Source organism: Limnohabitans sp. 15K (assembly GCF_002778285.1).
Lineage (GTDB): Bacteria > Pseudomonadota > Gammaproteobacteria > Burkholderiales > Burkholderiaceae_C > Limnohabitans_A.
Genome location: NZ_NESM01000001.1, coordinates 637,479 through 662,498, shown reverse-complemented (window position 1 = coordinate 662,498; position 25,020 = coordinate 637,479). Strand labels below are relative to the sequence as shown.

At 56.8% G+C, this 25,020-nt stretch carries 20 protein-coding genes and 1 pseudogene; 16 read left to right on the top strand and 5 right to left on the bottom strand.

From position 1 onward, the window contains the following. The first annotated feature begins 19 nt into the window (after positions 1 to 19). The 16 genes and pseudogenes from acnB to B9Z40_RS03010 all read left to right on the top strand — a co-directional run bounded on the left by acnB (position 20) and on the right by B9Z40_RS03010 (position 19,120). Positions 20 to 2,611, top strand: coding sequence for a bifunctional aconitate hydratase 2/2-methylisocitrate dehydratase (gene acnB, locus B9Z40_RS03080; RefSeq protein ID WP_100171835.1), 2,592 nt, complete (start codon positions 20 to 22; stop codon positions 2,609 to 2,611). A 131-nt stretch (positions 2,612 to 2,742) separates the two neighbouring features. After that, on the top strand, positions 2,743 to 3,321 hold the full coding sequence (locus tag B9Z40_RS03075; protein WP_143473919.1) for a hypothetical protein: 579 nt from the start codon (positions 2,743 to 2,745) through the stop codon (positions 3,319 to 3,321). 107 nt (positions 3,322 to 3,428) lie between these two features. Further along, positions 3,429 to 4,424 (top strand): aldo/keto reductase, encoded by a 996-nt coding sequence (locus tag B9Z40_RS03070; RefSeq protein ID WP_100171833.1) that lies wholly within the window; start codon positions 3,429 to 3,431, stop codon positions 4,422 to 4,424. 129 nt (positions 4,425 to 4,553) lie between these two features. Continuing rightward, positions 4,554 to 5,516, top strand: coding sequence for an MBL fold metallo-hydrolase (locus B9Z40_RS03065; protein ID WP_100171832.1), 963 nt, complete (start codon positions 4,554 to 4,556; stop codon positions 5,514 to 5,516). Positions 5,517 to 5,614: 98 nt separating this feature from the next. Further along, entirely contained in the window at positions 5,615 to 6,802 is a 1,188-nt protein-coding gene (locus tag B9Z40_RS03060; RefSeq protein ID WP_100171831.1) for an FAD-dependent monooxygenase, read from the top strand. Positions 6,803 to 7,269: 467 nt separating this feature from the next. After that, positions 7,270 to 8,163 carry a LysR family transcriptional regulator gene (locus tag B9Z40_RS03055; RefSeq protein WP_100171830.1) on the top strand — a complete coding sequence of 298 codons (894 nt, stop codon included), beginning with the start codon at positions 7,270 to 7,272 and terminating at the stop codon, positions 8,161 to 8,163. 216 nt (positions 8,164 to 8,379) lie between these two features. Further along, the gene (locus B9Z40_RS03050; protein WP_100171829.1) at positions 8,380 to 9,567 is read left to right on the top strand and encodes an FAD-dependent monooxygenase; all 1,188 of its coding nucleotides are present in this window, start codon (positions 8,380 to 8,382) and stop codon (positions 9,565 to 9,567) included. A 78-nt stretch (positions 9,568 to 9,645) separates the two neighbouring features. Next, positions 9,646 to 10,407, top strand: coding sequence for an alpha/beta fold hydrolase (locus B9Z40_RS03045; RefSeq protein ID WP_100171828.1), 762 nt, complete (start codon positions 9,646 to 9,648; stop codon positions 10,405 to 10,407). Between the two features lie 23 nt (positions 10,408 to 10,430). Continuing rightward, positions 10,431 to 11,255 carry a xanthine dehydrogenase family protein subunit M gene (locus B9Z40_RS03040; protein WP_100171827.1) on the top strand — a complete coding sequence of 275 codons (825 nt, stop codon included), beginning with the start codon at positions 10,431 to 10,433 and terminating at the stop codon, positions 11,253 to 11,255. A gap of 11 nt (positions 11,256 to 11,266) precedes the next feature. After that, a pseudogene (locus tag B9Z40_RS17310) lies at positions 11,267 to 11,686 on the top strand (CoxG family protein); the annotation flags it as partial. 63 nt (positions 11,687 to 11,749) lie between these two features. Continuing rightward, entirely contained in the window at positions 11,750 to 12,265 is a 516-nt protein-coding gene (locus tag B9Z40_RS17305) for a (2Fe-2S)-binding protein (RefSeq protein ID WP_369823428.1), read from the top strand. Next, positions 12,262 to 14,610 (top strand): xanthine dehydrogenase family protein molybdopterin-binding subunit, encoded by a 2,349-nt coding sequence (locus B9Z40_RS03030; RefSeq protein ID WP_100171825.1) that lies wholly within the window; start codon positions 12,262 to 12,264, stop codon positions 14,608 to 14,610. The genes B9Z40_RS17305 and B9Z40_RS03030 overlap by 4 nt, the downstream gene beginning before the upstream one ends. 7 nt (positions 14,611 to 14,617) lie before the next feature. Continuing rightward, complete coding sequence (locus tag B9Z40_RS03025; protein WP_100171824.1) at positions 14,618 to 15,358, top strand: enoyl-CoA hydratase/isomerase family protein; 741 nt, start codon at positions 14,618 to 14,620, stop codon at positions 15,356 to 15,358. A 37-nt stretch (positions 15,359 to 15,395) separates the two neighbouring features. Then, the gene (locus tag B9Z40_RS03020) at positions 15,396 to 16,397 is read left to right on the top strand and encodes a tripartite tricarboxylate transporter substrate binding protein (protein WP_100171823.1); all 1,002 of its coding nucleotides are present in this window, start codon (positions 15,396 to 15,398) and stop codon (positions 16,395 to 16,397) included. Beyond that, complete coding sequence (locus B9Z40_RS03015) at positions 16,384 to 18,030, top strand: UbiD family decarboxylase (protein WP_233204765.1); 1,647 nt, start codon at positions 16,384 to 16,386, stop codon at positions 18,028 to 18,030. The genes B9Z40_RS03020 and B9Z40_RS03015 overlap by 14 nt, the downstream gene beginning before the upstream one ends. Before the next feature lie 67 nt (positions 18,031 to 18,097). After that, positions 18,098 to 19,120 carry a tripartite tricarboxylate transporter substrate binding protein gene (locus B9Z40_RS03010; RefSeq protein ID WP_158238053.1) on the top strand — a complete coding sequence of 341 codons (1,023 nt, stop codon included), beginning with the start codon at positions 18,098 to 18,100 and terminating at the stop codon, positions 19,118 to 19,120. Between the two features lie 188 nt (positions 19,121 to 19,308). On the opposite strand, the gene B9Z40_RS03005 is transcribed toward B9Z40_RS03010, so the two are convergent. The 5 genes from B9Z40_RS03005 to kynB all read right to left on the bottom strand — a co-directional run bounded on the left by B9Z40_RS03005 (position 19,309) and on the right by kynB (position 24,973). Further along, positions 19,309 to 21,576 carry a xanthine dehydrogenase family protein molybdopterin-binding subunit gene (locus B9Z40_RS03005; RefSeq protein WP_100171820.1) on the bottom strand — a complete coding sequence of 756 codons (2,268 nt, stop codon included), beginning with the start codon at positions 21,574 to 21,576 and terminating at the stop codon, positions 19,309 to 19,311. Beyond that, positions 21,573 to 22,040, bottom strand: coding sequence for a (2Fe-2S)-binding protein (locus B9Z40_RS03000; RefSeq protein WP_100171819.1), 468 nt, complete (start codon positions 22,038 to 22,040; stop codon positions 21,573 to 21,575). Before B9Z40_RS03000 ends, B9Z40_RS03005 begins: the two co-directional genes overlap by 4 nt. Positions 22,041 to 22,127: 87 nt before the next feature. Further along, a complete protein-coding gene (kynA, locus tag B9Z40_RS02995) occupies positions 22,128 to 23,027 on the bottom strand; it encodes a tryptophan 2,3-dioxygenase (protein WP_100171818.1) in 900 nt (299 codons plus the stop codon). A gap of 10 nt (positions 23,028 to 23,037) precedes the next feature. Continuing rightward, complete coding sequence (kynU, locus tag B9Z40_RS02990; RefSeq protein ID WP_199172478.1) at positions 23,038 to 24,324, bottom strand: kynureninase; 1,287 nt, start codon at positions 24,322 to 24,324, stop codon at positions 23,038 to 23,040. 22 nt (positions 24,325 to 24,346) lie between these two features. Next, on the bottom strand, positions 24,347 to 24,973 hold the full coding sequence (gene kynB / locus B9Z40_RS02985; RefSeq protein WP_100171817.1) for an arylformamidase: 627 nt from the start codon (positions 24,971 to 24,973) through the stop codon (positions 24,347 to 24,349). Between the last annotated feature and the right edge of the window lie 47 nt (positions 24,974 to 25,020).

Here is a 25,020-nt window from a genome sequence, read left to right as displayed (position 1 = left end):
ACTGACAGGAGAAAAAACCATGTTGAAAGCCTACCGTGAACATGCTGCCGAACGCGCAGCGCTGGGTATCCCACCCTTGCCTTTGGATGCCAAGCAAACGGCTGCATTGATCGAGCTGATCAAATCGCCCCCTGCTGGCGAAGAATCGTTTTTGATGGACTTGATGACTTACCGCGTCCCACCAGGCGTGGACGATGCAGCCAAAGTCAAAGCCTCTTTCTTGGCGGCTGTGGCGCACGGCGAAATCAAAGTGGGCTTGATCTCTAAGTCCAAAGCCACTGAATTGCTGGGCACCATGGTGGGCGGCTACAACGTGCACCCCCTGATCGAATTGCTCGACGACGCCGAAGTGGCCGCTGTGTCCGCTGAAGCCTTGAAGAAAACTTTGTTGATGTTCGACTTCTTCAACGATGTCGCTGAAAAAGCCAAGGCCGGCAACGCCAAAGCCAAAGAAGTCATGCAAAGCTGGGCCGATGCCGAGTGGTTCACGGTCCGTCCTGAAGTCGAGAAAAAAATCACCATCACCGTGTTCAAGGTGCCCGGTGAGACCAACACCGACGACCTGTCGCCCGCGCCTGACGCCTGGAGCCGTCCAGACATCCCCTTGCACTACTTGGCGATGCTCAAAAATACCCGCGAAGGCGCACCTTTCAAACCTGAAGAAGACGGTAAGCGTGGCCCTATGGCCATGATCGAAGAGCTGAAGAAAAAAGGCCATTTGGTCTCTTACGTCGGCGACGTGGTGGGCACAGGTTCCTCACGCAAGTCGGCCACCAACAGCATCATCTGGGGCTTCGGTGAAGACATTCCCTTTGTGCCCAACAAGCGTTTCGGTGGCGTGACCTTGGGCGGCAAGATCGCCCCCATCTTCTTCAACACCCAAGAAGACTCTGGCGCTTTGCCCATCGAAGCGGACGTGACCGCCCTGAACATGGGCGATGTGGTGGACGTGTTGCCCTACGAAGGCAAGATCGTGCGCAATGGCGAAACCGTCACCACGTTCCAACTCAAGAGCGATGTGCTCTTTGACGAAGTGCGTGCCGGTGGCCGTATCAACCTCATCATCGGCCGCAGCTTGACCGCCAAGGCGCGTGAGTTCTTGGGTCTGCCAGCGTCGACCGTGTTCCGTTTGCCTACAACACCGATCACCACCAAAGCCGGTTTCACGCTGGCGCAAAAGATGGTGGGTCGTGCGGTCGGTTTGCCAGAAGGCCAGGGCGTTCGCCCAGGTACTTACTGCGAACCCAAGATGACCACCGTGGGTTCTCAAGACACCACAGGCCCAATGACCCGCGACGAATTGAAAGACTTGGCTTGCCTGGGCTTTTCTTCAGACATGGTCATGCAATCGTTCTGCCACACAGCGGCTTATCCCAAGTCGGTGGACGTGATGACGCACCGCGAACTGCCAGCTTTCATGAGCAACCGAGGCGGTGTTTCATTGCGCCCAGGTGACGGCGTGATCCACAGCTGGCTCAACCGTTTGTTGTTGCCTGACACCGTGGGTACAGGTGGCGACTCGCACACCCGTTTCCCCATCGGTATCAGCTTCCCGGCCGGTTCTGGCTTGGTGGCTTTCGGTGCGGCCACAGGCGTGATGCCTTTGGACATGCCCGAGTCCATCCTGGTGCGTTTCAAAGGCGAAATGCAGCCTGGCGTGACACTGCGCGACTTGGTGCATGCCATCCCCTTGTACGCGATCAAGCAAGGTTTGTTGACGGTGGCCAAGGCCGGCAAGATCAACGAATTCTCTGGCCGCATCTTGGAAATCGAAGGCCTGCCCAACCTCAAGGTTGAACAAGCTTTTGAATTGTCTGACGCGTCTGCCGAGCGTTCTGCCGCCGGTTGCTCGATCAAGCTCAACAAAGAGCCTGTCGAGGAATACCTGAAGTCCAACGTGGTGTTGATGAAGAACATGATTGCCGACGGTTACGCTGACGCACGCACTTTGGCCCGCCGCATCGAGAAGGTGGAGCAATGGTTGGCTGCGCCTAACTTGCTCGAGGCCGACAAAGATGCTGAGTACGCACACGTCATCGAAATCGATTTGGCTGACATCAAAGAGCCGATCGTTTGCTGCCCGAACGACCCCGATGACGCCAAGTTCTTGTCTGAAGTGTCTGGCACCAAGATCGACGAAGCTTTTATCGGCTCTTGCATGACCAACATCGGTCACTTCCGTGCAGCGGCCACCTTGTTGGGCGGTCAGCGCGATATCCCCGTCAAATTGTGGGTGGCACCGCCCACCAAGATGGACGAGAGCGAACTGATCAAAGAAGGTCACTACGCGGCATTTGGTACCGCCGGTGCGCGTACTGAAATGCCAGGCTGCTCCTTGTGCATGGGCAACCAAGCCCAAGTGCGCGAAGGCGCCACCGTGGTGTCGACCTCCACACGCAACTTCCCCAACCGTTTGGGCAAGAACACCAACGTGTACTTGGCTTCTGCCGAGTTGGCTGCCATCACCTCCAAGATGGGCAAGTTCCCCACCGTGGCCGAGTACCACGAAGCCATGGGCGTGGTGAACAAGGACGGTGCAGCGATCTACAAGTACCTGAACTTCAACCAGATTGAAGAGTACGTGGAAACTGCCAAAGGCGTGACTGCCTGATCAACCCTGCGTTGAGCAACAAGCCCCGCCAGTGAAAGCTGGCGGGGCTTTTTTCTGGCGAATTTGTGTGCCAAGTCACAGACCCATGTGCGTGCCGAAGCGCTTAATGTCAGCACACGCATCACACCGCCATGACATTAAAACGCTACTTTTCTTTTGTGTTTTTGTCTGGGACATGGGCCTTCTTGCAGGGGTGTGCGTCCTTGCTGCCGACCTCTACTACCAACGCTGCAAAATTCGCCAGCTTTGAAGAGGCACGGATGACCATCGAGTCCTTGGTGCCTTACCAAAGCGAGGTGGCTAATTTGACCCGGTTGGGCATAGACCCTATTCAGTTGCCCAATACGCTGATCCTGACGCATACGGACATCGCCAAACGCGTCATCAACGGGAATTTGCAAACCCGGGACGATCTGGACAAAGGCATCCAGGATTGCTTGAAGGCCGGTGATGCCTGCCGGGGTTGGGAGATCAATGCATCTCGCATTGCCCGGGCCCGCACGGGCAGTTTTTTCATGGATTTCGTGAACCTCAAGCGCACCACCGAGACCAGTGGTTGGCGATTCAATGCCACGATCTTGATGGTCAATGGTTTGGTCGTCCACCGTACCTGGGGCGGTCAGCCCTCTGTCCAAGAGGTGGAGGTGCGAAGAAACCCCTTGGGTCCTTTGCAAGATGGTGGTCTCGGCTTTATGCAAGGCTTGCGTTAGCTTGTGACCCTGCTTGGGGTTGGTCGGCCCCACTCGCGCAGGTGACAGCACGGTCTTGGCAATTGTCATAGCCTTGGGGCATTGCCAATTCGCTTAGAAAGTTGCGTATGAATCAAGCCACCTTGGGCCGCAGCCCCTTGAAAGTTTCCCGTTTGTGCCTGGGCACCATGATGTTCGGCGACCAAACCTCGCTCGAAGATGCGGGCCGAATCGTGGCCGATGCGCAAGAAAAGGGCTGCAACTTCATCGACACCGCCGACGTTTACTCGCTTGGAAAGTCGGAAGAAATCGTGGGCCAAGTGCTTAAGGGGCAGCGCCATCGCTGGGTCTTGGCCAGCAAGGTGGGCAACGCGATGTCCGACTTGGCCAATACCCAAGGCTATTCGCGCAGTTGGATGCTGCGGGCCTGCGAAGACAGCCTTCGCCGATTGGCGACCGACCATTTGGACATTTATTACTTGCACCGCGATTTCAACGGCATGAGCCTCGAAGAGCCTTTGCGGGCCATCGAGGCCTTGCTGCGTGACGGCAAGATTCGCTATTGGGGTGTGTCCAATTTCCGGGGCTGGCGCATTGCCGAGATGGTCAACATGGCGCGCCAGATGAACATGCCAGGCCCTGTGGTGTGCCAGCCTTATTACAACTTGCTCAACCGCATGCCCGAGGTGGAAATCCTGGAAGCTTGTGGCCACTATGGTTTGGGTGTGGTGCCCTACAGCCCGATTGCCCGTGGCGTGCTCACGGGTAAATATGCGCCAGGCCAAGCGCCCGTCGAAGGCAGCCGCGTTGCCCGTGCCGACAAGCGCATCCTGGAAACCGAATTCCGGCAAGAGTCTTTGCAGGTTGCGCAATCCTTGCGTCTGCACTGCGAGCGCAAAGGCGTGTCTTTGGCACACTTCGCGACAGCCTGGGTGCTGGCCAACCGTCATGTCAGCGCGGTCATCGCCGGGCCTCGCACGCTGGCGCAGTGGCAAGACTACGCTGCAGCGCTGGACGTGGAGATTACGCCCGAAGACGAAGCGGTGGTCAATGCACTGGTGGCCCCAGGCCACCCTTCTACGCCAGGCTACAACGACCCAGCGTACCCATTGAATGGCCGGTGAAGTCCTTGCAGAACTGAATTTCAAACAGGGGGTCTTTAACCCATAGTTCTTCATGGTTATTTGGCGTCATTTCAACAATTTAGCTCGGCTGGTTAAGCTCCATGACCTTCACAAACACGGAGTCAATTGATGTTTTCAAGACGTTCTTTCATGGGGGCCGGTTTGGCAGGCACCTCTGCCTTGGTCTTCTCTTCGGTTTGGTCGCAATCTGCGCCCAATTTTGGTGCGCCCACACTGCCTGCCGTCGGCTTTCGCCGCATGAACCTGGGCAGCATGGAAATCATTGCTCTGAACGATGGGGCTGTGCGCCGTCCTTTGGGCGAGGAGTTTGTGCCCAAAGTGCCTTTGGACAATGTGAAGGCTTTGTTGGCCTCTCAAAATTTGCCCACCGATTACATCGACGTGCCTTACACCCCATTTTTGTTGGTCAATGGCAACCAGCGGTATTTGTTTGACACAGGCTTTGCGGACAACGGACCACCCACCACAGGCAAACTCCTGACCAATTTGGCGGCTGCCGGCTTCAAACCCGAGGACATCAACAATGTGGTCTTGAGCCATTACCACGGTGACCACATCAACGGTTTGCGTTACAAAAACGGTTCGCTGGTCTACCCCAATGCGCGTGTACACGTTCCTTCAGTGGAGCATGCGTTCTGGATGGATGACGCGCGCATGGCGGCTGCACCTCAAGGCATGCAAGGTGCTTTTGCAGGCGTTCGACGCGCTTTGGGCAATTTGTCGGGCGACCAATTGGTCAAGTTTGAGCCCGGTACCGAGGTGGCCCCTGGCGTGACATCGATTGCAGCCTTTGGTCACACGCCGGGTCACACCCTGTTCAAGATGCAATCACAAGGGCAGTCGTTCGCCTACGTGGCCGACATCACCAACGTGCCTTCTTTGTTTGCACGGGCACCCGACTGGGCCGTTCTGTTTGACATGAATCCTGAGATGGCACGCCAATCACGTCGCCGTATCTTTGACATGTTGGTGAAAGAAAAAATGATGGCCGGTGGTTTCCACTTCCCGTTTCCGGCGTTTGGCACGATTGCCCCATCGGGTGATGGTTACCAGTTCAACCCGGTGGTCTGATATCGCCAATAGGCTGATACCGCTTGGATCAAACGGCACCTTCGGGTGCCGTTTTTACGGGGCCATCGATTCCAGCTTTCGGAAGGCACAATGGGCAGATGACCAGACATGAGCACAAACAGGTGTTGATCGCGGGCGGCGGCATTGGCGGCCTGGCCGCTGCGTTGGCATGTGCTCAGCGAGATATCCCGGTACAGTTGTTGGAGCGGACAGCACAGTTCGCAGAAGTGGGTGCAGGCATCCAGATCGGCCCGAATGTGACACGCATTTTGCAAGCTTTGGGCCTTGGGGCGGCGCTGGCGCAGGTGGCGGCTTTCCCCAAAAAATTGCAAGCCCGAGATGCCCAAACTGGCCAAGTGTTGGGCACCTTGCCCTTGGGCGATCGGGCGCAAGCCCTTTATGGCGCTCCCTATGCCACCCTGCACCGGGCCGATTTGCATGGTTTGTTGCACCGTGCCGCCCAAGGCAGGGGTGTCGACATCCTGATGGGTCAGACCTTGGTGGATTGGCGTGAAACCCAAGACGTGCTGGAGGCTCGCACCGAGGGCGGGCAAGCGTTGAAGGCCAGCGCCTTGATTGGGGCCGATGGTGTGTGGAGTGCGGTTCGCCAACAGCTGTTGGACGATGAGCCTCCGCGTTTTACTGGCCACTTGGCTTACCGAGCGTTGGTATCGCAAGCCGAGTTGCCAGCGCACTTGCGGAGCGACCAAGTCACCGTCTGGATGGGGCCACGCCTGCATGTGGTGCATTACCCGGTTCGCAGCGGGCAATGGCTCAATGTGGTGGCCATCGTGCACGGCGCCCAGCCGGACCAGGCCCAAGACTGGGACCACGCCGGGCACACTCAAGCCCTCATGAAAGCCATGGGTGCAGTGGGCCCTGATTTGCACGAACGCTTGGCATCGGTTCCGGCTTGGCGGCAGTGGGCAGTACACGACCGCGCACCCTTGAGTTCCGCCAGCCAGATGGCTCAGGGGCGCGTGGCTTTGCTGGGCGACGCGTCACATCCCATGCGGCCTTATCTGGCGCAGGGTGCGGGCATGGCCATTGAAGATGCACAGGTCTTAGCACAGTGTCTGAGCGCAGCCGACGCATCGGTCAGCGCTCAACTGCAAGCCTATGCCGCGCAACGCTGGTCGCGCAACGCCCGAGTGCAAGCGCGTGCCATTCGAAATGGCCGCATCTTTCACGCCCAAGGCGCTCTGGCGCTGGGGCGCAACCTCTCTATGCGGCTCTTGGGGCCGCAGCTCATGGACGTCCCTTGGCTTTATGGTCAAGGCTTTTAGTGCTTTTTGACTCACCATTGCCTGTGCATTCGCCTGCGCAGTTTTTGGGTCTGCACTGGGCGCCACCGGTTCAACACTTAAGGGGAATTTGTCATCCACACACCGTTCAACCTCAGTGCCTGCCGCCTCAGCGATAGCACTTTGCCTGAACAACTGCGCGTTGCGCAGGCAAGAGAGACATTACGGTGAGATGAGACTAATGCGCAAGTGATTGTGGCTCTGGCACCCTGCCGTATTAGGACGAGTGGTGCCAAGCGGCAACAGACTTTGAATCTGATCAGCGGATCAACTGGTAAGTCACAAGCAAAGGGATGGCGGTCGCTGAGGGGTGCACTGAACCATGCAAACTGGGGCGGGACTTTTGAAGAGATCTCTTAGAGCATGATGCTTTTGGGCTTGAGTTTTTCGTCACGCCATTCAAATTCTTGATCAGTATAATTTTTGGCTGTACTTGGAAAAAATAATCAATGAACTTGAATTTGAACCTTCGTCAACTCAAAGCGTTCATTGGTGTTGCTGAAACCTGTAATTTCACCAAGGCAGCTCAAAAGTTGCATATCAGCCAGGCCGCACTGAGTTCGAGTATTCGTGAGCTAGAGGGCCAGCTCAGCTGCAGGTTGTTTGAGCGTACAACGCGCAGTGTTGAACTGACCCCCGCAGGACGAGAGTTTTTGCCCGTTGCAACCACGGTGGTTGACAATTTGGAGGCAGCAACACATCAGTTACAGCACTTCGGGCAATATGGTATCTCCAGGCTTCGTCTGGGGTTCACCCCGATGCTGGCCTCTAACGTCGTGCCAGAAGTACTCGATGAATTCCAACGTCAATTTCCTTCAGTGCAGGTGGAGGTGGTCGACGCGGGGCCCAAGGAGCTTCAGCAGTTCGTTGAATTGGATGAAGTCGATGCAGCTTTTGGTGCCTTTGAACAGAAAATTTCAGGCATCAGCCATTTGCAAATCGTGCCAGCCACGCTCATGTTGGTTTACACCGACCAGTTTTCCGATATCCAAGAGAGCATCTCTTGGCGGCAGGTTTTCGAATATCCACTGATTGCATTATCAGACAAAAGTCCTATCCAAAAACTCGTGAACGGCATGGCCAAGAAAACTGGAACAGACATCCGATCCAGAATGGTGGTCAATCAGCTCGATACAGCCCTGGGTATGGTTGAAAAAGGATTTGGCGTTGCTGTCTTTCCCTCATTTGCGCAGACTGCTTGCCAGCGCTATAAGGTGCGGACAGCCAGCGTATTCCCCCCCGTTAGCATCAATTACTTTCGAATCATGAAGTCAGGCAAAGATGCCAGTGCAGCGGTAGACGCCATCACGGAATTGTTGATACCAAGCTTGCACTGCAGTTGAATTAGGCGGCAGTATTCGCGCTGCTTGATCTGATACCACTGCAAAACCCATTTATAAGCCAAAGCGATTAACTGAAAGAATATTTGTGCTTTCCTTTTAAAGGCTTGGCAACTACAGTTCTTCGTTGGGGTTGTTTTACTGTAAGAAACGCCATCGCAGTACATGCAGAGCCATTGAGTCGACGCCCTCAATGAGCTGTCATTCAGAGAGATACATATGAAAGTTGTCGTGGTCGGTGCTGGCATTGGTGGCTTAGTTGCCGCACTGGCCTTGCTCAAGAAAGGTTTTGATGTTCAGGTCATTGAGCAGGCAAAAGTTCTTGTAGGGTTAGGAGCTGGGCTCCAAATCAGTCCCAATGGCAATCGTATTTTGGCCGCATTGGGTCTGACCAATGCCATGGCGAGGGTTGCATCTGAACCACAGGGCAAAAAGGTTCGTTTGTGGAACAGTGGCCAGGCGTGGAACCTTTTCGATTTGGGTGCATCTGCTCGAGAGCATTACGGCTTCCCATATTTAACGGTTCATCGTGGTGACCTGCATCAAGTTCTCATTCAAGCAGTGACTGCACTTAAGGCGAATGCCATCACCACCGGTGTCCGTATCGACGGTTTGGAAAATCGTGGCGATGAGGTCGCCATCATGAGCGAGGGCCGTGAAATTGCAATCGCTGATGTGGTCGTGGGTTCAGATGGTGTGCATTCCCAAGTACGAAAGTGCTTGGTCGGGGATGATCGTCCAAGCTTCTCAGGAATTATTGCTTGGCGCGGCGTCATCGAGGCGAAGACGTTGCCTGAACATTTGCGTCAACCGTATGGTTTCAACTGGGTGGGACCGGGGGCGCACGTCATCAATTACCCTTTGCGCTGCGGCGAATTAGTCAACTTTGTCGGGGTTGTTGAACAGCAGGGTTGGGAGGTGGAGTCATGGACGGAAAAGGGCAGCATCGATGCCTGTCTGCAAGATTTTGCGGGTTGGCACGACGATGTTCAGACCTTGATACGGTCGCTGGACACGCCATTTCGATGGGCGCTCATGGTTCGTGAGCCCATGCCGCGGTGGAGCTACGGCCGCGTCACCCTGTTGGGAGATGCTTGTCACCCGACGCTGCCTTTTTTGGCGCAGGGTGCGGTGATGGCGATGGAAGACGGTTTTATCTTGGCGCGATGCCTTGAAGCTTCGTCAGGCGATCCGACGAACGCATTGGTGCGCTACGAGCGCGCCCGCATGGAGCGCACCACCCGCATCGTGCAAGGTTCCGCTGCCAACGCGGCGCGCTTTCACAACCCACAACTCGCCCATTCAGAAGGTGCAGCAAAGTATGTTGACCAAGAGTGGAGTGAAGCGCGTGTCAAGGAGCGTTATGACTGGCTTTTCTCGTACAACGCTGAGACTGTCCCAGTCTGATGTAGGCCTCATCAATTTTCTTAAAACGGGCCTTTTTATGAATAAATCAAATTCCGCCAATCACCTTAGGGCTGAGACATGAGCCCTGCTTTGCGATACGGAAACGGCCCTCGTAAAGCCATTGTGATGAATGGCTGGCTTGGCTGTGCAGCAAGCTGGCAGAGCATGTTGGAGGTGATAGATCCAAGGGCTTGCGAAATAGCTGTATTTGACTACCGAGGTTATGGCACCAGAAGAGAGATCCTAGGGGCCTATAACTTTGAAGAGGCAGCGCAAGATGTATTGGCCCTTGGTGATCAGATGGGCTGGGATCACTTTGCGCTGATTGGACACTCTATGGGCGGAATGGCCATGCAACGCGTCGCTCTCAAAGCACCCGAGCGCGTGGACAGTTTGCTTGGGTTAGCGCCTGTTTCTGCAGCTGGTTCAAGCCTTTCGGGCGATCGTCTGAAGCTTTTTGTGCAGGCAGTGACTGATGAACGCGCACGCCAAACTATTGTTGACCTGTCAACAGGTAAGCGCCTTTCACCTACTTGGTGTGCTGCCGTAGCAAGTGCTGCGGGCAACGCGCACCTGCCTCAGGCCATGCATGCTTACTTGTTGCAATGGGGTCAAGCCGACTTTGCGGAACAGGCTCGCTCCCTTGCCATACCCACCCGGGTGATCGTGGGCCAGTACGACCCCAGCATCAATACGGTTTCGGTTGAAGCGAATTGGCTGGTACATCACCCGCATGCCAGCGTTGAGGGAGTTCTTGGCGCAGGACACTATCTGATGCAGGAGGCCCCCGTCGCAGTCGGCAGCGCGGTGGAACGCTGGCTGACTGAAGTTAAGCCTTGACCATCATCATTTAGTCCAACCCCATGTATCCAGTCACCTATTTTCGAGCTCAAAGCGTTGCCGAAGCGGTTGCCTTGTTGGGCGCAAACCCTGAGGCTATGCCATTGGCGGGAGGCATGACGCTGATCCCGACGCTCAAGCAAAGATTGGCCAGCCCATCACATTTGGTTGACTTAATGCGTATTTCTGCGCTTCACGGTATCGCATTCGAGAGCGGAGTGTTGCGTATTGGTGCGGCGACATCGCATGCTGTCGTTGCAGAATCGCCTCTTGTGCGAAAAGTGATCCCAGCATTGGCCACACTTGCCAGCCTGATCGGCGATGCACAAATACGTCACCGTGGAACTATTGGCGGATCAATCGCCAACAATGATCCAGCCGCAGACTACCCGGGTGCCATACTGGGGTTGAATGCAACCATCATCACCGATCGTCGTGAAATTCCAGCAGATGACTTCTTTACGGGCATGTTCTCCACCGCGCTGGCACCCGATGAGATCATTGTTGCGGTGCAGTTTTCACAGCCGCACCGTGCCGTTTACCTCAAACACCGTCATCCGGCCTCCGGTTACGCAGTCGTGGGGGTGTTCCTTGCTGACACGTCCGCCGGTGCGCGCATCGCGTTAACGGGCGCTGCACCTTGTGTCATGCGATGGACTGCTGCTGAGGCCAGGCTCGTGGCCCCTGAAGACTGGTCATCCTCCAATTTTGAAGGACTCAGTTTGGAGTCATATCATTTGAATGACGATCTGGGCGCCACAGCCGCATACCGTGCCCATTTAGCCGGCGTATTGCTTCGCCGTGCCATTGTGCAACTGGCTGATGTGTCGGAACCTGCCGGACACTGAGGAAAATCAGCATGCATTTCAAAGGAAGCCAAACCATCGATGCGACCCGGACCGCTGTCTGGGTCGCTCTGAATAACCCAGAGGTCTTGCAGCAATGCATCGCAGGATGTGAAAAATTCGAGGAGACTGGCGACGGCCAGTGGCAAGCTCTGGTGTTGGTCTCAGTAGGACCCGTCAACGCCCGTTTTATGGGCCGCATATCCTTGCATGAACGCCAGCCGCTGCTGGGCTATCGCTTGTCTGGCGAGGGGCAAGGGGGGATTGCAGGCTTCGGTCAAATGGAGGCCAAGGTATCGCTGCAGGACGAAGGAACACACACCCGACTTGACTATGTGTTGGAGGCCAGTGTCGGCGGCAAGCTGGCGCAAATCGGTTCACGCTTGGTCAGTGGTGTCGCACAAAAGATGGCCGACCAGTTCTTTGAAAGATTCAATCAGGTCCTGAGTCAGCCAATGGAGATGTCCTTTAAACGACAAGATGTGGCTTCTGAAGAAATTGGAACGAATGAAGCTAAAGGCAAGGACAGCTTTTTCGACGTTTCACTGACCGTCAATGGCAAGACTGTCCAGCGCTGCGTTGACTCCCGCATGCTACTTGTTGAGTTCTTGCGTCAAGAACTCCGCTTGACTGGAACCCATGTCGGTTGCGACACCAGCCAATGCGGAGCTTGCACTGTACGACTGGACGGCTTGGCCGTTAAATCTTGCAGCATATTGGCGGCTCAGGCGAGCGGTGGGGAGGTCGTCACCATTGAGGGCTTGGCGCAGGCTGGCAGCTTGCATCCACTTCAGAAGGCCTTCAACCGTTGTCATGCTCTGCAGTGTGGGTTCTGTACGCCCGGCATGATCATGGCTGCCGACGACTTGCTTCGCTCCAACCGGCAAGTAACAGATGAAAGCATTCATCAAGCCATAGAGGGCAACCTTTGCCGTTGTACAGGCTACGTCAATATCATTGAAGCGGTGCATCAGGCTGCCCGTGAAATGGACAAATCGGAGGCCAAATTTTGACCCTTATCGGAAAGCCATTGCCCAGGCAGGAGGACCTTAGGCTGGTGACAGGACGAGGTCAATACACAGATGATTTTGTCCTGCCAGGCCAAGCTTGTGCCGTGTTTTTGCGTTCGCCACATGCCCACGCTGGTTTGCGCAGCATTGACATCAGCGCTGCTTCCAAAATGCCGGGTGTGCTTGCCGTTCTTACGGGGCGCGATTATTTGGCAGATGGCTTTAAGGGGATCGACCATATACCCAACCCACTGGATGCAATAGACCATACGGCCAAGGCTTTTACCAAGTCGACCACTGGTGTTGTTTACCAGCGCAGACAACTCCCGCTTGCCTTGGATAAAGTACGCCATGTTGGTGAAGCGCTGGTCATGGTCGTGGCCAAAACGCAGTTGCAAGCTAGAGACGCTGCCGAGGCCATAGTGGTGGACTATGACGTTCTTCCAGCTGTGGTGCGCGGGGATGATGCTCTCGCTGAACATGCACCGCAATTGTGGGAGGATCTTCCTGGGAATCTTTGCTTTCATGTTCAGCTGGGCAATCGAGAGAAAGTGCAGGAAATTTTTGCTCGGGCTGCCCATGTGGTTCGACGGGAGTTCCGAAATAGTCGAATCGTCAATTGCCAGATGGAGCCCCGATCTGCGCTTGGCAGCCACGACCCATCGACTGACAGCTGGACGCTGATCTCAGGCAGTCAAGGCGTGGTCCGCCAACAAGCCAGCTTGGCTGATGCTTTTGGCATCCCATCCGAGCGCATGCGTGTGGTCTCACCGGATGTTGGTGGTGGCTTTGGACCGCGCTATTCACTGAACATGGAGCAAGTTGCCGTGCTGTGGGCTGCGCGACGCGTTGGTTGTCCAGTCAAATGGACCAGTGACCGCAGCGAAGCTTTTGTGAGCGATTACCAAGGGCGAGACTTGATCATCCGCGCTGCAATGGCGTTTGATGCTGAAGGCAGAATTTTGGCCATGGACAATCAGTTGATCGGTAACGTTGGTGCGCACACTGTCTCATACGTGCCGATGTCAAATGCTTCGCGAGTTGCCACCAGTGTTTACGATGTACCCGAGGTGGCCTTTGAGATATCTGCTGCCATGACCAACACGGTCCCAACAGGACCTTACCGCGGTGCCGGTCGGCCCGAGAGCATGCATGCCATCGAACGTGTCTTGGACATCGCGGCAGCAGAGATCGGCATGGATCGCATTGATATTCGACGCCGCAATTTGATCCAGCATCACTCTTTGCCACGTATCAGTCCGATGGGGCTGCCCTACGATTCAGGGAATTTCCCTGCCAATATGGAGCGTGTGCTGCAGATGTCAGATTGGGGTGGCTTTGAAAAAAGGCGAGCCGACTCTGCCTCGCGCGGAAGGTTGCGCGGCATCGGGTTAGCCAACTACATCGAATCACCGGTTGGCGCACCTCGTGAACGCATCGAACTTCATGTGGACGGCGAAGGACGGATCGATATCGTTTCGGGAACTCAGTCGACGGGGCAAGGACACGAGACCACTTTTGGGCAGGTGGTGGCAGATCAGCTCTCGGTCCCAATTGACCGTATTCGGCTGCGCACTGGCGACACATCTTTTGTCAAAGTTGGTGGCGGTACACATTCCGATCGATCCATGCGATTGGGCGGTACGCTCCTAATGCAGGCATCGGCGCAACTGATCAAAAAAGCGCATTTGGCTGCAGCTGACCTACTTCGGGTTGCACCTGATCGATTGCATCGCGATGGCGAAGCATTTGTTCTTCCCCGAAGGTGGTGGCGAGATCGTCACATAGCATGGGCTGAAATTTCGAAACATGTCGAAATTAATGGTTTACCAGACAATCGCAACCAGCGAAAGCTGTCAGCAGAGGCGGAGTTCTTTGGTCGCATGCCAGCCTACCCAACTGGGGCGGCAGTTTGCGAACTGGAAATTGATCCCGATACTGGCGAAGTTGAACTGATCCGGTATTCTGCAGTGGACGATGTTGGGGTGCCCATCAACCCGCTCATCGTTGAGGGACAGATTCACGGGGGATTGGCTCAAGGTTTTGGTCAGGCACTTGGCGAAGGCTATGACCTTGACACACGAAGTGGACAAGTGTTGGCAGGCTCCTTTATGGACTACCGATTGCCCAGAGCAGGCTTGCTGCCCAAACTCTCGATCGAGTTTGCCAACGACCCAACCCTGGGTAATCCGCTGGGCGTTAAAGGTGGTGGAGAAAGCGGTATCACACCGGCAACCGCCGCTACGTTCAACGCTCTTGCGGATGCCTTGTCGGATTTCACGCGTGAGGAACTCCCAATGCCTGCGACCGCATTGGCGTTATGGCAAGTTATCCACCACGAGAGGTAAATTCAACATGACTGAGACCACAAGCAACGATCGCGTATGGGTCGACTACCGCGACGCAATACTGACATTGACGCTGAACACGCCGGCAAACGGTAACCTCATCGACGCGGAGATGGGAAAGGCCATCATCAGTGCACTTTCATCCATTGATGAGAACGCTCGCTTGGTTTGCCTGCGCGGGGCAGGTGCTGATTTTTGTGCGGGTCGTGTTTCTCCTACGCCACCACCTGGCGCTTCCGCGCCATCAGGGGAGCGTCTTCGCCAAATGGTGGCATTACCAGCACTGGCGATTTACGATGCAATCAAAGCTGTGCCAGTACCCACAATCGCTATTGTCCAAGGACGCGCTATCGGGGTTGGCACTGCGCTTGCCGCGGTGTGTGATCTGACCCTTGCAGCCGAGGACGCGCAATTTCAAATTCCGGAGATGGATCGGGACATTCCGCCAACGCTGGTGATGGCGGCTCTTTGTGACCGTGTGCCTCTCAAGAGTTTGGCTTATTTGGTGTTGAGTCGGCGCGTGTGGACTGGTCGCGAAGCACAAACCGGGGGGGTGGTGAGCCTGACTTGTACCTCTGAAGCGCTTGAAAACGAGGCACAAACGCTGATCAGCTCAATTGTGGCCTGCTCGCCGGTAGCGCTGCGCGCTTGCAAGCAGTACTTAACTCATGCACCGGGAATGAACCCCGTTGCAGCGAGCGCTTTCGCAGGTCATTTGATGGGTACCACGCTGTCTGCACGTCAATGAATGTCTCGGATGATTCGCCTCAAGGAGTAGCAAGAACATGATGAAAAAGAGTTCAACCCAGATCAGTCGGCGGCACTTGCTGGCAAGCACTTTGGCTGCATCTGTTGCCAGCCTATGGGGTGTTTCCAGTGCCTTTGCTGCAGAGTGGCCCGATAAGCCTTTGCGCATGTTCGTGGGCTATCCGGCCGGAAGTGGAATAGACAGTGTCGCCCGTCAATTGGCGCGCCAGCTCGAGGTGTATACCGGACAAGCAGTGATTGTCGAGAACCGCCCTGGCGCACTAGGCAATATTGCCGCTCAGGCGGTGGCCTCAGCTTATGGTGATCCCAACACACTCTTGTTTACGCCGAATTCCACACACGCGGCCAACACTCACCTTTTTCGCAAACTCCCATTTGATCCAGTCAAAGACTTCACACCCGTTGCATCGGTTGCAACCCTGAACTTTGTTTTAGTCTGCGACCCTAAGGCAATAGAGGCGATCAATGTCAATCAGTTGATTCAGGCCATTCAACGTGAGCCCGGGCGCTGGGCTTATGGAACTGGTAATGCAACCGGTATGGTTGCTGGGGCTATGTTCAAAAGTCAAGCGGGTGTTGACCTCATAGGCGTTCCCTATAAGGGCGTACCCCAAGCCATGACAGACTTGATGGGTGGACGAATTCAGTTGGTGTTTGCCGACGCCACCCTTGCCATCCCTCTGGTGCGCGCTGGGAAGCTGCGCGCCTTGGCAGTCACTGGCCAGCGCCGCATGGCTGCCCTTGGGCAGGTGCCCACCATGGCAGAGTCGGGATTGTCCGGCTTTAGCTTATCCAGCTGGTTTGCCGTATTCCAATCGGCAGGCGTACCAATGAAAAATAATGAGCGCATGTCAGCGTTGGTGCAGCGTGCTATCAGGGAGCCGTCGATGGCCGAATTTCTTCGCAACATTGGTGCAGAGCCGGAAACTTCTACATCTGAGGAATTGGCTCGCCGTGTGACTGAAGACACTGAGCGTTGGGGCCGAATGGTCAAACTGGCCGGTATTGAGCCTGAATGACAATCGTGCAAAAAAGAAACAAACAATCTTTTGGAGACTTTCCTTGAGCACTCTTCTTGAATCGGCAATGCGCACTGATAACCAGCCTATATCGGCCTCAATTTCGGCCGTCACACCCGACTTAGAGCGCCACGACCTTCGCCGTTTTTTGGCTGATCTGGGCCCTGATGAAATCCAGGTGATCCGCGACCCTATCGATTTGGCTGAAGTCGCTGCTTGTTTAGAAGGCAACCCCAAGGCAGTTTTGATGGAGCGTCCATCTGATGAGGGCGTGGCATTGTGTGGCAACGTGTCGGGCAGCCGAAAGCGCTTGGCCAAAGCCTTCAATACCTCGCCTGAAAAGCTGTTGGCGGAAGTTCTACATCGCCTCAAAAACAAAGGTGAGGTGGTGGAAATTCCTCGTGACATGGCTCCTGTGCAGCAGGTGGTTTTGACGGGTGATGACTGCGACTTCACTTGCTTACCGGTGCACTTACAGCATGGGCTTGATGGGGCACCCTACATCTCAGCATCCATTGATTTCGTGGTTGACCCCGGCACGGGCTTGACCAATGTGGGCGTTCGCCGTCTCATGCTGCGCGGACGCCGCACAGCGGGAATCGACCTGATGGCACCGTCTGACCTTCGTGCTATCTATATTGCCCAAGCTCAACGCGGTGAACGTTTGCCGATTGCCTTTGCCGTAGGAAGCCATCCTATTGACCATGTGGCTGCTACGCAGCGCATACCAGGCGATGAATTGGCACTGCTAGCAGCGCTGCGCGGAGAACCTCTGGGCGTAGTGAAGTGTGTGACCAATGATTTATTGGTGCCCGCTGATGCCCAGTACATTTTGGAAGGCTACTTGGACGAATGTGGTCACGTGGAGCCCGAAGGCCCCTATGGTGAATTTTTGGGCTACTACGGTGTTGTTAAAAAGAACCCGGTTTTTCACCTCACTGCCATCACGCACCGTCGCGATGCTGTCTTCCAAACCGCCAGTATCAGTGGCCCCACTATGGCTTATACAGATACAGCACAGATATCAGCATTCCGAACCGAGGTGACAGTTTGGCGTGCACTGGAAATGGCTGTGCGTGAAGTGACGGCTGTTTACACCAGCCCGGCCAGCGGCGGCATCTTTAATGTCCGTGTTGCCATGCGTCAGCGTGTGCCTGGCGAAGCGCGCAATGCCATCGCGGCGGTCTTCGCTTGCTTGGCCAACGTCAAACATGTATTTGTGGTCGATCCCGATATCGATATTTTTTCAGATGAGCAAATGGAATGGGCGCTGGCGACACGTTTTCAGGCCGACCGGGATTTTGTGATCCAAACGGGAATGCGAGCCATGCCGCTTGACCCTTCGCTGAATGGCTCGCACCAAACTGCGAAAGCAGGGTTCGACTTGACGTTGCCTTTTTTGCGAGGCGATACCCCACGACCCATGGAGCACCGTATCCCCGCACCCCCGACCTTGGATGGTGTGCGATTTGAATCTTTGCAGGCAGCTTTAGAACATGGTCCTAAATTGTTCGTGGAATTGATGGCAGCCATCAACAGCAGAGATGGCCGCGAAGTGGTGCGTTGGTTGGAAGACGTCGCGTCTAGCCGCAGAGTCCTGCGAGATAGCGAAGGGCGTTATTTTTTCGCCTGAAATGTTTTTACCCGCACTAAAAATAATGTAAATGCAAATACTGAATTTGCAAATGAGGAGACAAAGCATGAATTTTCTGAAATTTTTGAAATTTCAAGACAACTCTAAATGGGGGATATGTTTGGCCACAACGATAGCCATGAGTACGGCTGTTCTGTCTCTGCCAGTACAAGCGCAAAGCTCCTCCGCTGAATACCCTAGCAAGCCTATCAGATTCATCGTGCCCTACACCCCAGGAGGCTTGGGTGATTCTTTTGCGCGCGCCCTAGGGCAAGGCCTGAGCGAGCGCTTGGGCCAGCCCGTGGTCATTGAAAACCTTCCGGGTGCCAGTCAGGCGATTGGCGCCGAAGCTGCAGCCAGGGCACCCGCGGACGGGCACACTCTGTTTATGGGAACACAGTCTGGTTTGGTGCTCAACACCATCGCCCGAAAAAAGTTGCCCTACGATCCGGTGAAAGACTTCTCGCCGGTATCTATGCTGTTTTCTACACCACTGTTCTTGGTCGTTCATCCCAGTTTGCCGGCTCAATCACTGACAGAATTGATTGCTTTAGCAAAGGCCCGGCCTGGCTACTATTCAGTAGCCACGATCGGGGAGGGCACATCGACCAACCTCATGTCCTTGATGTTTCAAGCCAGTGCCAAGATCAAACTGTTGCAAGTACCTTACAAAGGAAGCGCGCCTGCCATAACGGATGTTCTATCCGGAACAGTCAATATGATGTTCGAAGGCGGCGCCTCAGCTTTGCCACATGTACGTCAAGGCAAACTTCGGGCACTGGCCTCTTCAGCTGTAAAACGGACTGAACGCAGTTCGCAATCCCTGCCGATCATGTCCACAACATTACCCGGTCTAGAGCTAGAACCTTGGTTCGGTGTGGTTGCTCCAGCAGGCGTCCCTCAGACAATCATTGACCGGCTAAATCAAGAAATCAAGCATGTTCAGCGTTCGCCTCGAATGCAAGATTTGGCTGTTAATTTTGGTGCGGAGATCGTGATGAGTACGCCTGAGCAAATGGGCTCACGCATTAGCTCGCAGTTGATTGAGTTCTCCAAAGTGATGAAAGATGCGGGTGTTGAACCCAATTAAATAAATAGCTGGGTTGTATGTTGACGCCGACCGAAGACTGGCCATCTGCGGCCACGTCATTGAATCCATCTACCTGATGCTGGGCGAGTAATCTCGCTAGGCGATCCGGGCCGAGCATCAGCGCCTGGGCCATGAGGCCAATGGCCGTGGTGGCCAAAAATCCTCAAGGCTTTGCGCTGTGGCTGAGCTCAAACCACCAAAGGCAAAGCCCTTTGCCGCTTGCCTGTCAGGGCGAACAGCGCATTGCCCACCGCAGGGGCGATCGGCGGCACAGCCGGTTCGCCCACACCTGCGGGGTGGCGGGTGCTGGGGAGGATGTGAGTTTCCACCACCGGGGTCTGGCTGAGCGAGACCATGGGGTAACTGGGGAAGTTGCCTTGTTGCACCACGCCTCCCACGATGTCAATGCGGCCGTAAAGCGCAGCGCTCAAACCGTAAACCACACTGCTTTCCATTTGCTGCGCCACGGTGCCGGGGTTGACCACAGTGCCGCAGTCGATGGCGCAGACCACGCGGTGCACACGGATCTGGCCGTTGGCAAGGGACACTTCGGCCACTTGCGCCACGATGGAGCCAAACGATTCGTGCAGCGCGATGCCACGCGCACGGCCTGCGGGCAGCGGCGTGCTCCAAGCCGCTTTGTCGGCTGCCAGTTTGAGCACAGCGGCGTAACGCGGCGCGGCTTTCAGCCAGTTCAGGCGGAAGGCCAGCGGGTCTTGTTTTGTGGCGGCGGCCAGTTCGTCGATGAAGCTTTCCGAGAAAAAGGCGTTGTGCGAATGGCCCACCGAGCGCCAAAAGCCAACGGGTACACCGGACTTCGTGGCCACATGGCTCATGTGCTGGCTGGCAAAACCGTAGGGCAAATCGAACAGGCCTTCCGCTGTGGTTTTGTCTGGCATGTCGATGGGACCGGAGAGCATGGGCACGGCTCGAGCCATCCAGCGTGGGGTGATGGCATCGCCCGCTGATTTGATGCGCAAGCTGGTGACTTCGCCTTTCTCGTCGAGCGAAGCTTGCAATTTGGCCAAGTGCATGGGGCGGTAAAAGTCGTGCCCCATATCTTCTTCGCGCGACCAGCTCAGTTGCACCGGTTTGCCATCGCAAGCCATGGCCACTTGAACGGCTTGGCCGACAAAGTCCACTTCCAGGCGACGACCGAAACCACCACCCAATTGGGTGACGTGAACGGTGACTTGGTCCTTGTCGACCTTGGCCACTTTGGCGGCCATGTCGCGCACCATTTGCGGTACTTGTGTGGGCACCCAGATCTCGACCTTGCCATCTCTGACTTGCGCCGTGCAGTTCATCGGCTCCATCGTGGCGTGAGCCAGATAGGGCGCTTGGTACAGCGCATCGATGCGGGTGGCGGCGGCTTTTTCGGCCTGGTCGGGCACGCCTTGTTTGTGGAAGGTGAAGCCGCTTTCGGTGTTCAGGGTCTTGAGCAGGTCGGCCTGGATGCGCTGGCTCTCCAATGCGCCCGTGGCAGGGGGCTGCCACTGTACCTTGATGGCTTTTACACCTTGTCGTGCGTGCCATGTGGTTTGACCGACCACAGCCAAGCCCGCAGTGCCGCCGCCCCAGGCATCGAGTGGTACGACTTTGGACACGCCCTTCAGGGCCAGTGCGTCTTTCGTGTCCATCGATGCGGCAGAGCCGCCGATCATGGGGCACATCTGCACGGCGGCAAACAGCATGCCTGGCAGGCGCACGTCGGCACCAAACTGGGCTTGACCTGTGACTTTAGACGGGATGTCGGTGCGTGGCGCGGCTTGACCGATGAGCTGCCACTTTTCGCGCGATTTGGTTTGTATGCCTGAGGGCGTGCTGCCCGAAGCGGTAGCGACCATTTGGCCGTAATGAGCCGATTGGCCTGAGGCGTGTTGCATCACACCTTGGACCACCTTGATTTCGGTGGCGGGCACTTTCCATGCGGCCGCAGCGGCTTGTATCAAACTCGCGCGCGCCGTGGCAGCGGCCATGCGCAATGGGTCCCACAGGTCGGCAATCGAGGACGAACCGCCGGTGGCGTTGAGGCCCAGTTCGCGGGCGACTTTGCCCACCAGCCATTCGCCCATCTTGATTTGTGTGGGTTTGTGCTCGCCTTCGCTGTCCAGCGGGTGAAACGGCAGGCTGGCCACTAGCATGGCCACGTTGCCATAAATGCTGTCACCACCGGCTTGCTCCAAGCGCACACGGCTGAGCGGCACATCGAGTTCTTCGGCCACCAACATGGCGAGAGCCGTGTGTATGCCCTGACCCATTTCGCTGCGGGGCATGGCCAGCACCACAGCGCCGTCGGCGGCGATCTTGATCCAGCCGTTCAGGGCCACATCACCTTGGGTTTTGAGCATGAGTTCGGGTGCGCCCAAACGTGAGCGGGCGGGCATCACACCCCAGCCGACGACGAGTGCGCCGGTCGCGCCAAGTGCGCTGAGTAACCAGGTACGGCGTTTCATGCGGCACCGCCTTTCTTCATTTGTGCAGCAGCCCGGTGGATGGCGGCGCGCACGCGCTGGTAAGTGCCGCAGCGGCACAAATTGGTGATGGCGGCGTCAATGTCGGCGTCTGAGGGGTTGGGGTTTTTGTCCAGCAGGGCGGCGGCAGCCATCAGCATGCCGCTTTGGCAGTAGCCGCATTGGGGTACTTGCTCGGCGATCCAGGCCGCTTGGAGTGGGTGAGGCTTTTCTGCCGTGCCCAAGGACTCGATGGTTTTGATTTTTTGAGATGCAACAGCAGACACGGGCATCACGCACGAGCGGACGGCTTGACCGTCCACGTGCACCGTGCAGGCACCACAAGCGGCCACGCCGCAGCCGAATTTGGTGCCGGTGAGGTTCAATTCATCGCGCAGCACCCAAAGCAAGGGCATGCTCGGGTCGGCGGTTGAGGTGCGGCTTTGGCCGTTGATGTTCAGTTGCACGGTGTCTCTCCAGTAATTGCAGCAGTCATGTTAGTGCAAGGGGCGGTTTTTTCGAGTCACCCTTGGGCCTGTCAAGGGTGACGCAGATCACAGCTGCGTGCGCAGTGTCCAGATTTCGGGGAAAAGCACGGTGTCCAGCATCTTGCGCAAATAGCTCACGCCGCCAGTGCCCCCGGTGCCGCGCTTGAAGCCAATCACACGCTCTACCGTGGTGACGTGCCGAAAGCGCCACAAACGAAAAGCGTCTTCTAAGTCGGTCAGCTCTTCGCCCAGTTGGTAAAGGTCCCAGTGTTGCTTGGGGTCGCGGTAAACCTCGAGCCAAGCGTTTTCCACCGCCACGCTGGCCGGGTAGGGCTGACGCCAGTCGCGCTGGGTGTGGGTGCTCGGCACATCCAGACCTCGGCGCTTCAAGAGGCGCAGGCATTCGTCGTACAGCGAGGGTGCTTCGTAGGCCTCCTGAACGATGGCCGACAGGTCGGGGCGGTGGGCGTGGGGCTGGAGCATGGCAGCATTTTTGTTGCCCATCGCAAATTCGATGCAGCGGTATTGCCAGCTTTGAAAACCGCTGGACTGCGCGAGGTAAGGGCGGATGGCGCTGTACTCGGGTGGCGTCATGGTGGCCAGCACGTCCCAGGCGTGCACCAGCTGCTCCATGATGCGGCTGATGCGGGCGAGTTTTTTGAAGGCGTCGGGCAATTGGTCTTGCGCTATGCCCGTCATGGCGGCCTGCAGTTCGTGCAGCATCAGCTTCATCCACAACTCGCTGGTCTGGTGCTGCACGATGAACAGCATTTCGTTGTGGTCGGGCGAGAGCGGCTTTTGCGCACTCAGGATGGCGTCGAGCTGCAGGTAGTCGCCGTAGCTCATGCGGCCGTCAAAGTCGAGCTGGGCTTTTTCATCGTGCACGATGCGTTCGCCTGTGGCATCGCCCGGTGCGGCGCTGCTTGTGTTGGAGGCGGAGGCTGAGGAGAAAGGGCATGAACTCATGACCAGCCTTTCAGGTCACGGCGTTTTTTTGCGCAAAGCGGGCGTCTTGCCATTCGCCGCTTTGCATGACTTGGCACAGGTGCTCGGCGGCCCGCCACACGTCGGCATAGCCCACATACAGCGGTGTGAAGCCAAAGCGCAGGATGTCGGCGTGCAGGCCGCCATCGCCCGCCCTGAAGTCGCCAATCACGCCGCGTGCGATCAAGGCCTGAACGATGGCGTAAGCGCCATCTGCGCGGGTCAGGCTCACTTGCGAGCCGCGCAGGGCTTCTTCGGTCGGTGTGGCGATGCCAAAGCCTTGTCCGTGCAATCGCGTGCGCACCAGCTGCATGAACAGACCCGTGAGCGCCAATGACTTTTGGCGCAGCGCAGCCATGCCGCCCAGCGACTCAGCAGCCAAAAAGGCGTCCAGGCCGCAGTCGAGCGCGGTCAGGCTCAAGATGGGTTGGGTGCCGCATTGGTAGCGGGTGATGCCTTTGGCGGGCTGATAGTCGGGCGTGAAGGCAAACGGTGCGGCATGGCCCCACCATCCGGCCAGCGGTTGCCAAAAGCGGTCGGTGTGCTGCGGGTGCACCCATACAAAAGCCGAAGCGCCGGGGCCACCATTGAGGTATTTGTAGCCGCAGCCCACCGCAAAGTCAGCCCCCGAGCCGTTCAGGTCGACCGGCACCGCGCCCGCGCTGTGCGCCAAGTCCCAAACGGTGAGGATGCCTTGCGCATGGGCCTGTGCGGTGACGGCCTGCATGTTGTGCATGGCGCCGGTGCGGTAGTTCACATGGGTGAGCATGAGCACCGCCACATCGGCTTGCAGCGCAGCCGCGATCTCGTCGGCTTCGACCAGTTGCAAGGTGAAGCCGCGCTCTTTGCACAGGGCTTCTGCGATGTAAAGGTCAGTGGGAAAGTTGCTGCGCTCGCTGACGATTTTGGTTTTGTGCGGGTGGTCGGCTTTGGCGATGTGCAGCGCTGCAGCCAGCACTTTGAACAGGTTGATGGAGGTGCTGTCGGCGGCTATCACTTCGCCGGGCTGAGCGCCAATGATGCGGGCGATTTTGTCGCCCACGCGCTGGGGCAGGGTGAACCAGCCTGCGGTGTTCCAGCTTTTGATCAGGTCGGTGCCCCATTCGTGCGTGACGGCATGGGCCACGCGGGCCGGGGCGGTTTTGGGCATCACGCCCAGCGAGTTGCCGTCCAGGTAGATGACACCAGCGGGCAGGTCAAATTGTTCGCGCAGAGCGCGCAAAGGGTCTTGCAAATCCAATAGTTGGCAGTCTTGCAGGGTGGGGGTGAGGTTCATCATGGTGGTTGGTCCCTGAATGGTTTTAAAGTTCGCGCAAGACCGCACGCACCGGGCTGGCGTCGGCGGTCATGAGTTTGAGGGGCAGGGCGATCAGCTCGTAGTCGCCTTCGGGCACGCCGTCGAGCAGCAGGTTTTCCAGTACACGCAAGCCGCGTTGGCGGATGACTTGGTGGCTGGGCAACTGCTTGCTTTCGGCCGGGTCGATGCTGGCGCTGTCGGTTCCGATCAGCAGCACACCCAGGTCGGCCAATTGCTGCACTGTGGCGGGGTGAAAGGCGGTGAGTTGTGTGTCGAACTGCGTGAGCGGAAACTGGCGGTAAGTGCGCACCAGCACCCTTGGGGGCAGATCGGCCAGTGCGTGTTGCAATTGTGCGAGGGTTATCAGTGGGCCTGCGTCCAGCGCATGGATGACGCGGCAGCGGCCCATAAAGGGCAGCAGGTCGAGCGCGCCCACGGCCGCACCCTGCGGGTCGTAGTGCAGCGGGGCATCGGCGTGTGCACCCACATGCGGCGACATCGTGATGGCGCTCACGTTAACGGGGCAGGTGTCCGACAGTGTGGACGCCCATTGCTGGGTGTAAGGTGTGTCGCCCGGAAAGACCGGGCTGCGGGCATCAACAGGCGGGGAAATATCCCAAAGTTTTTTCATGGTGTGCGAAGGTAGCACCCCACAAAAAACCGTGGTGTCGGTTATTT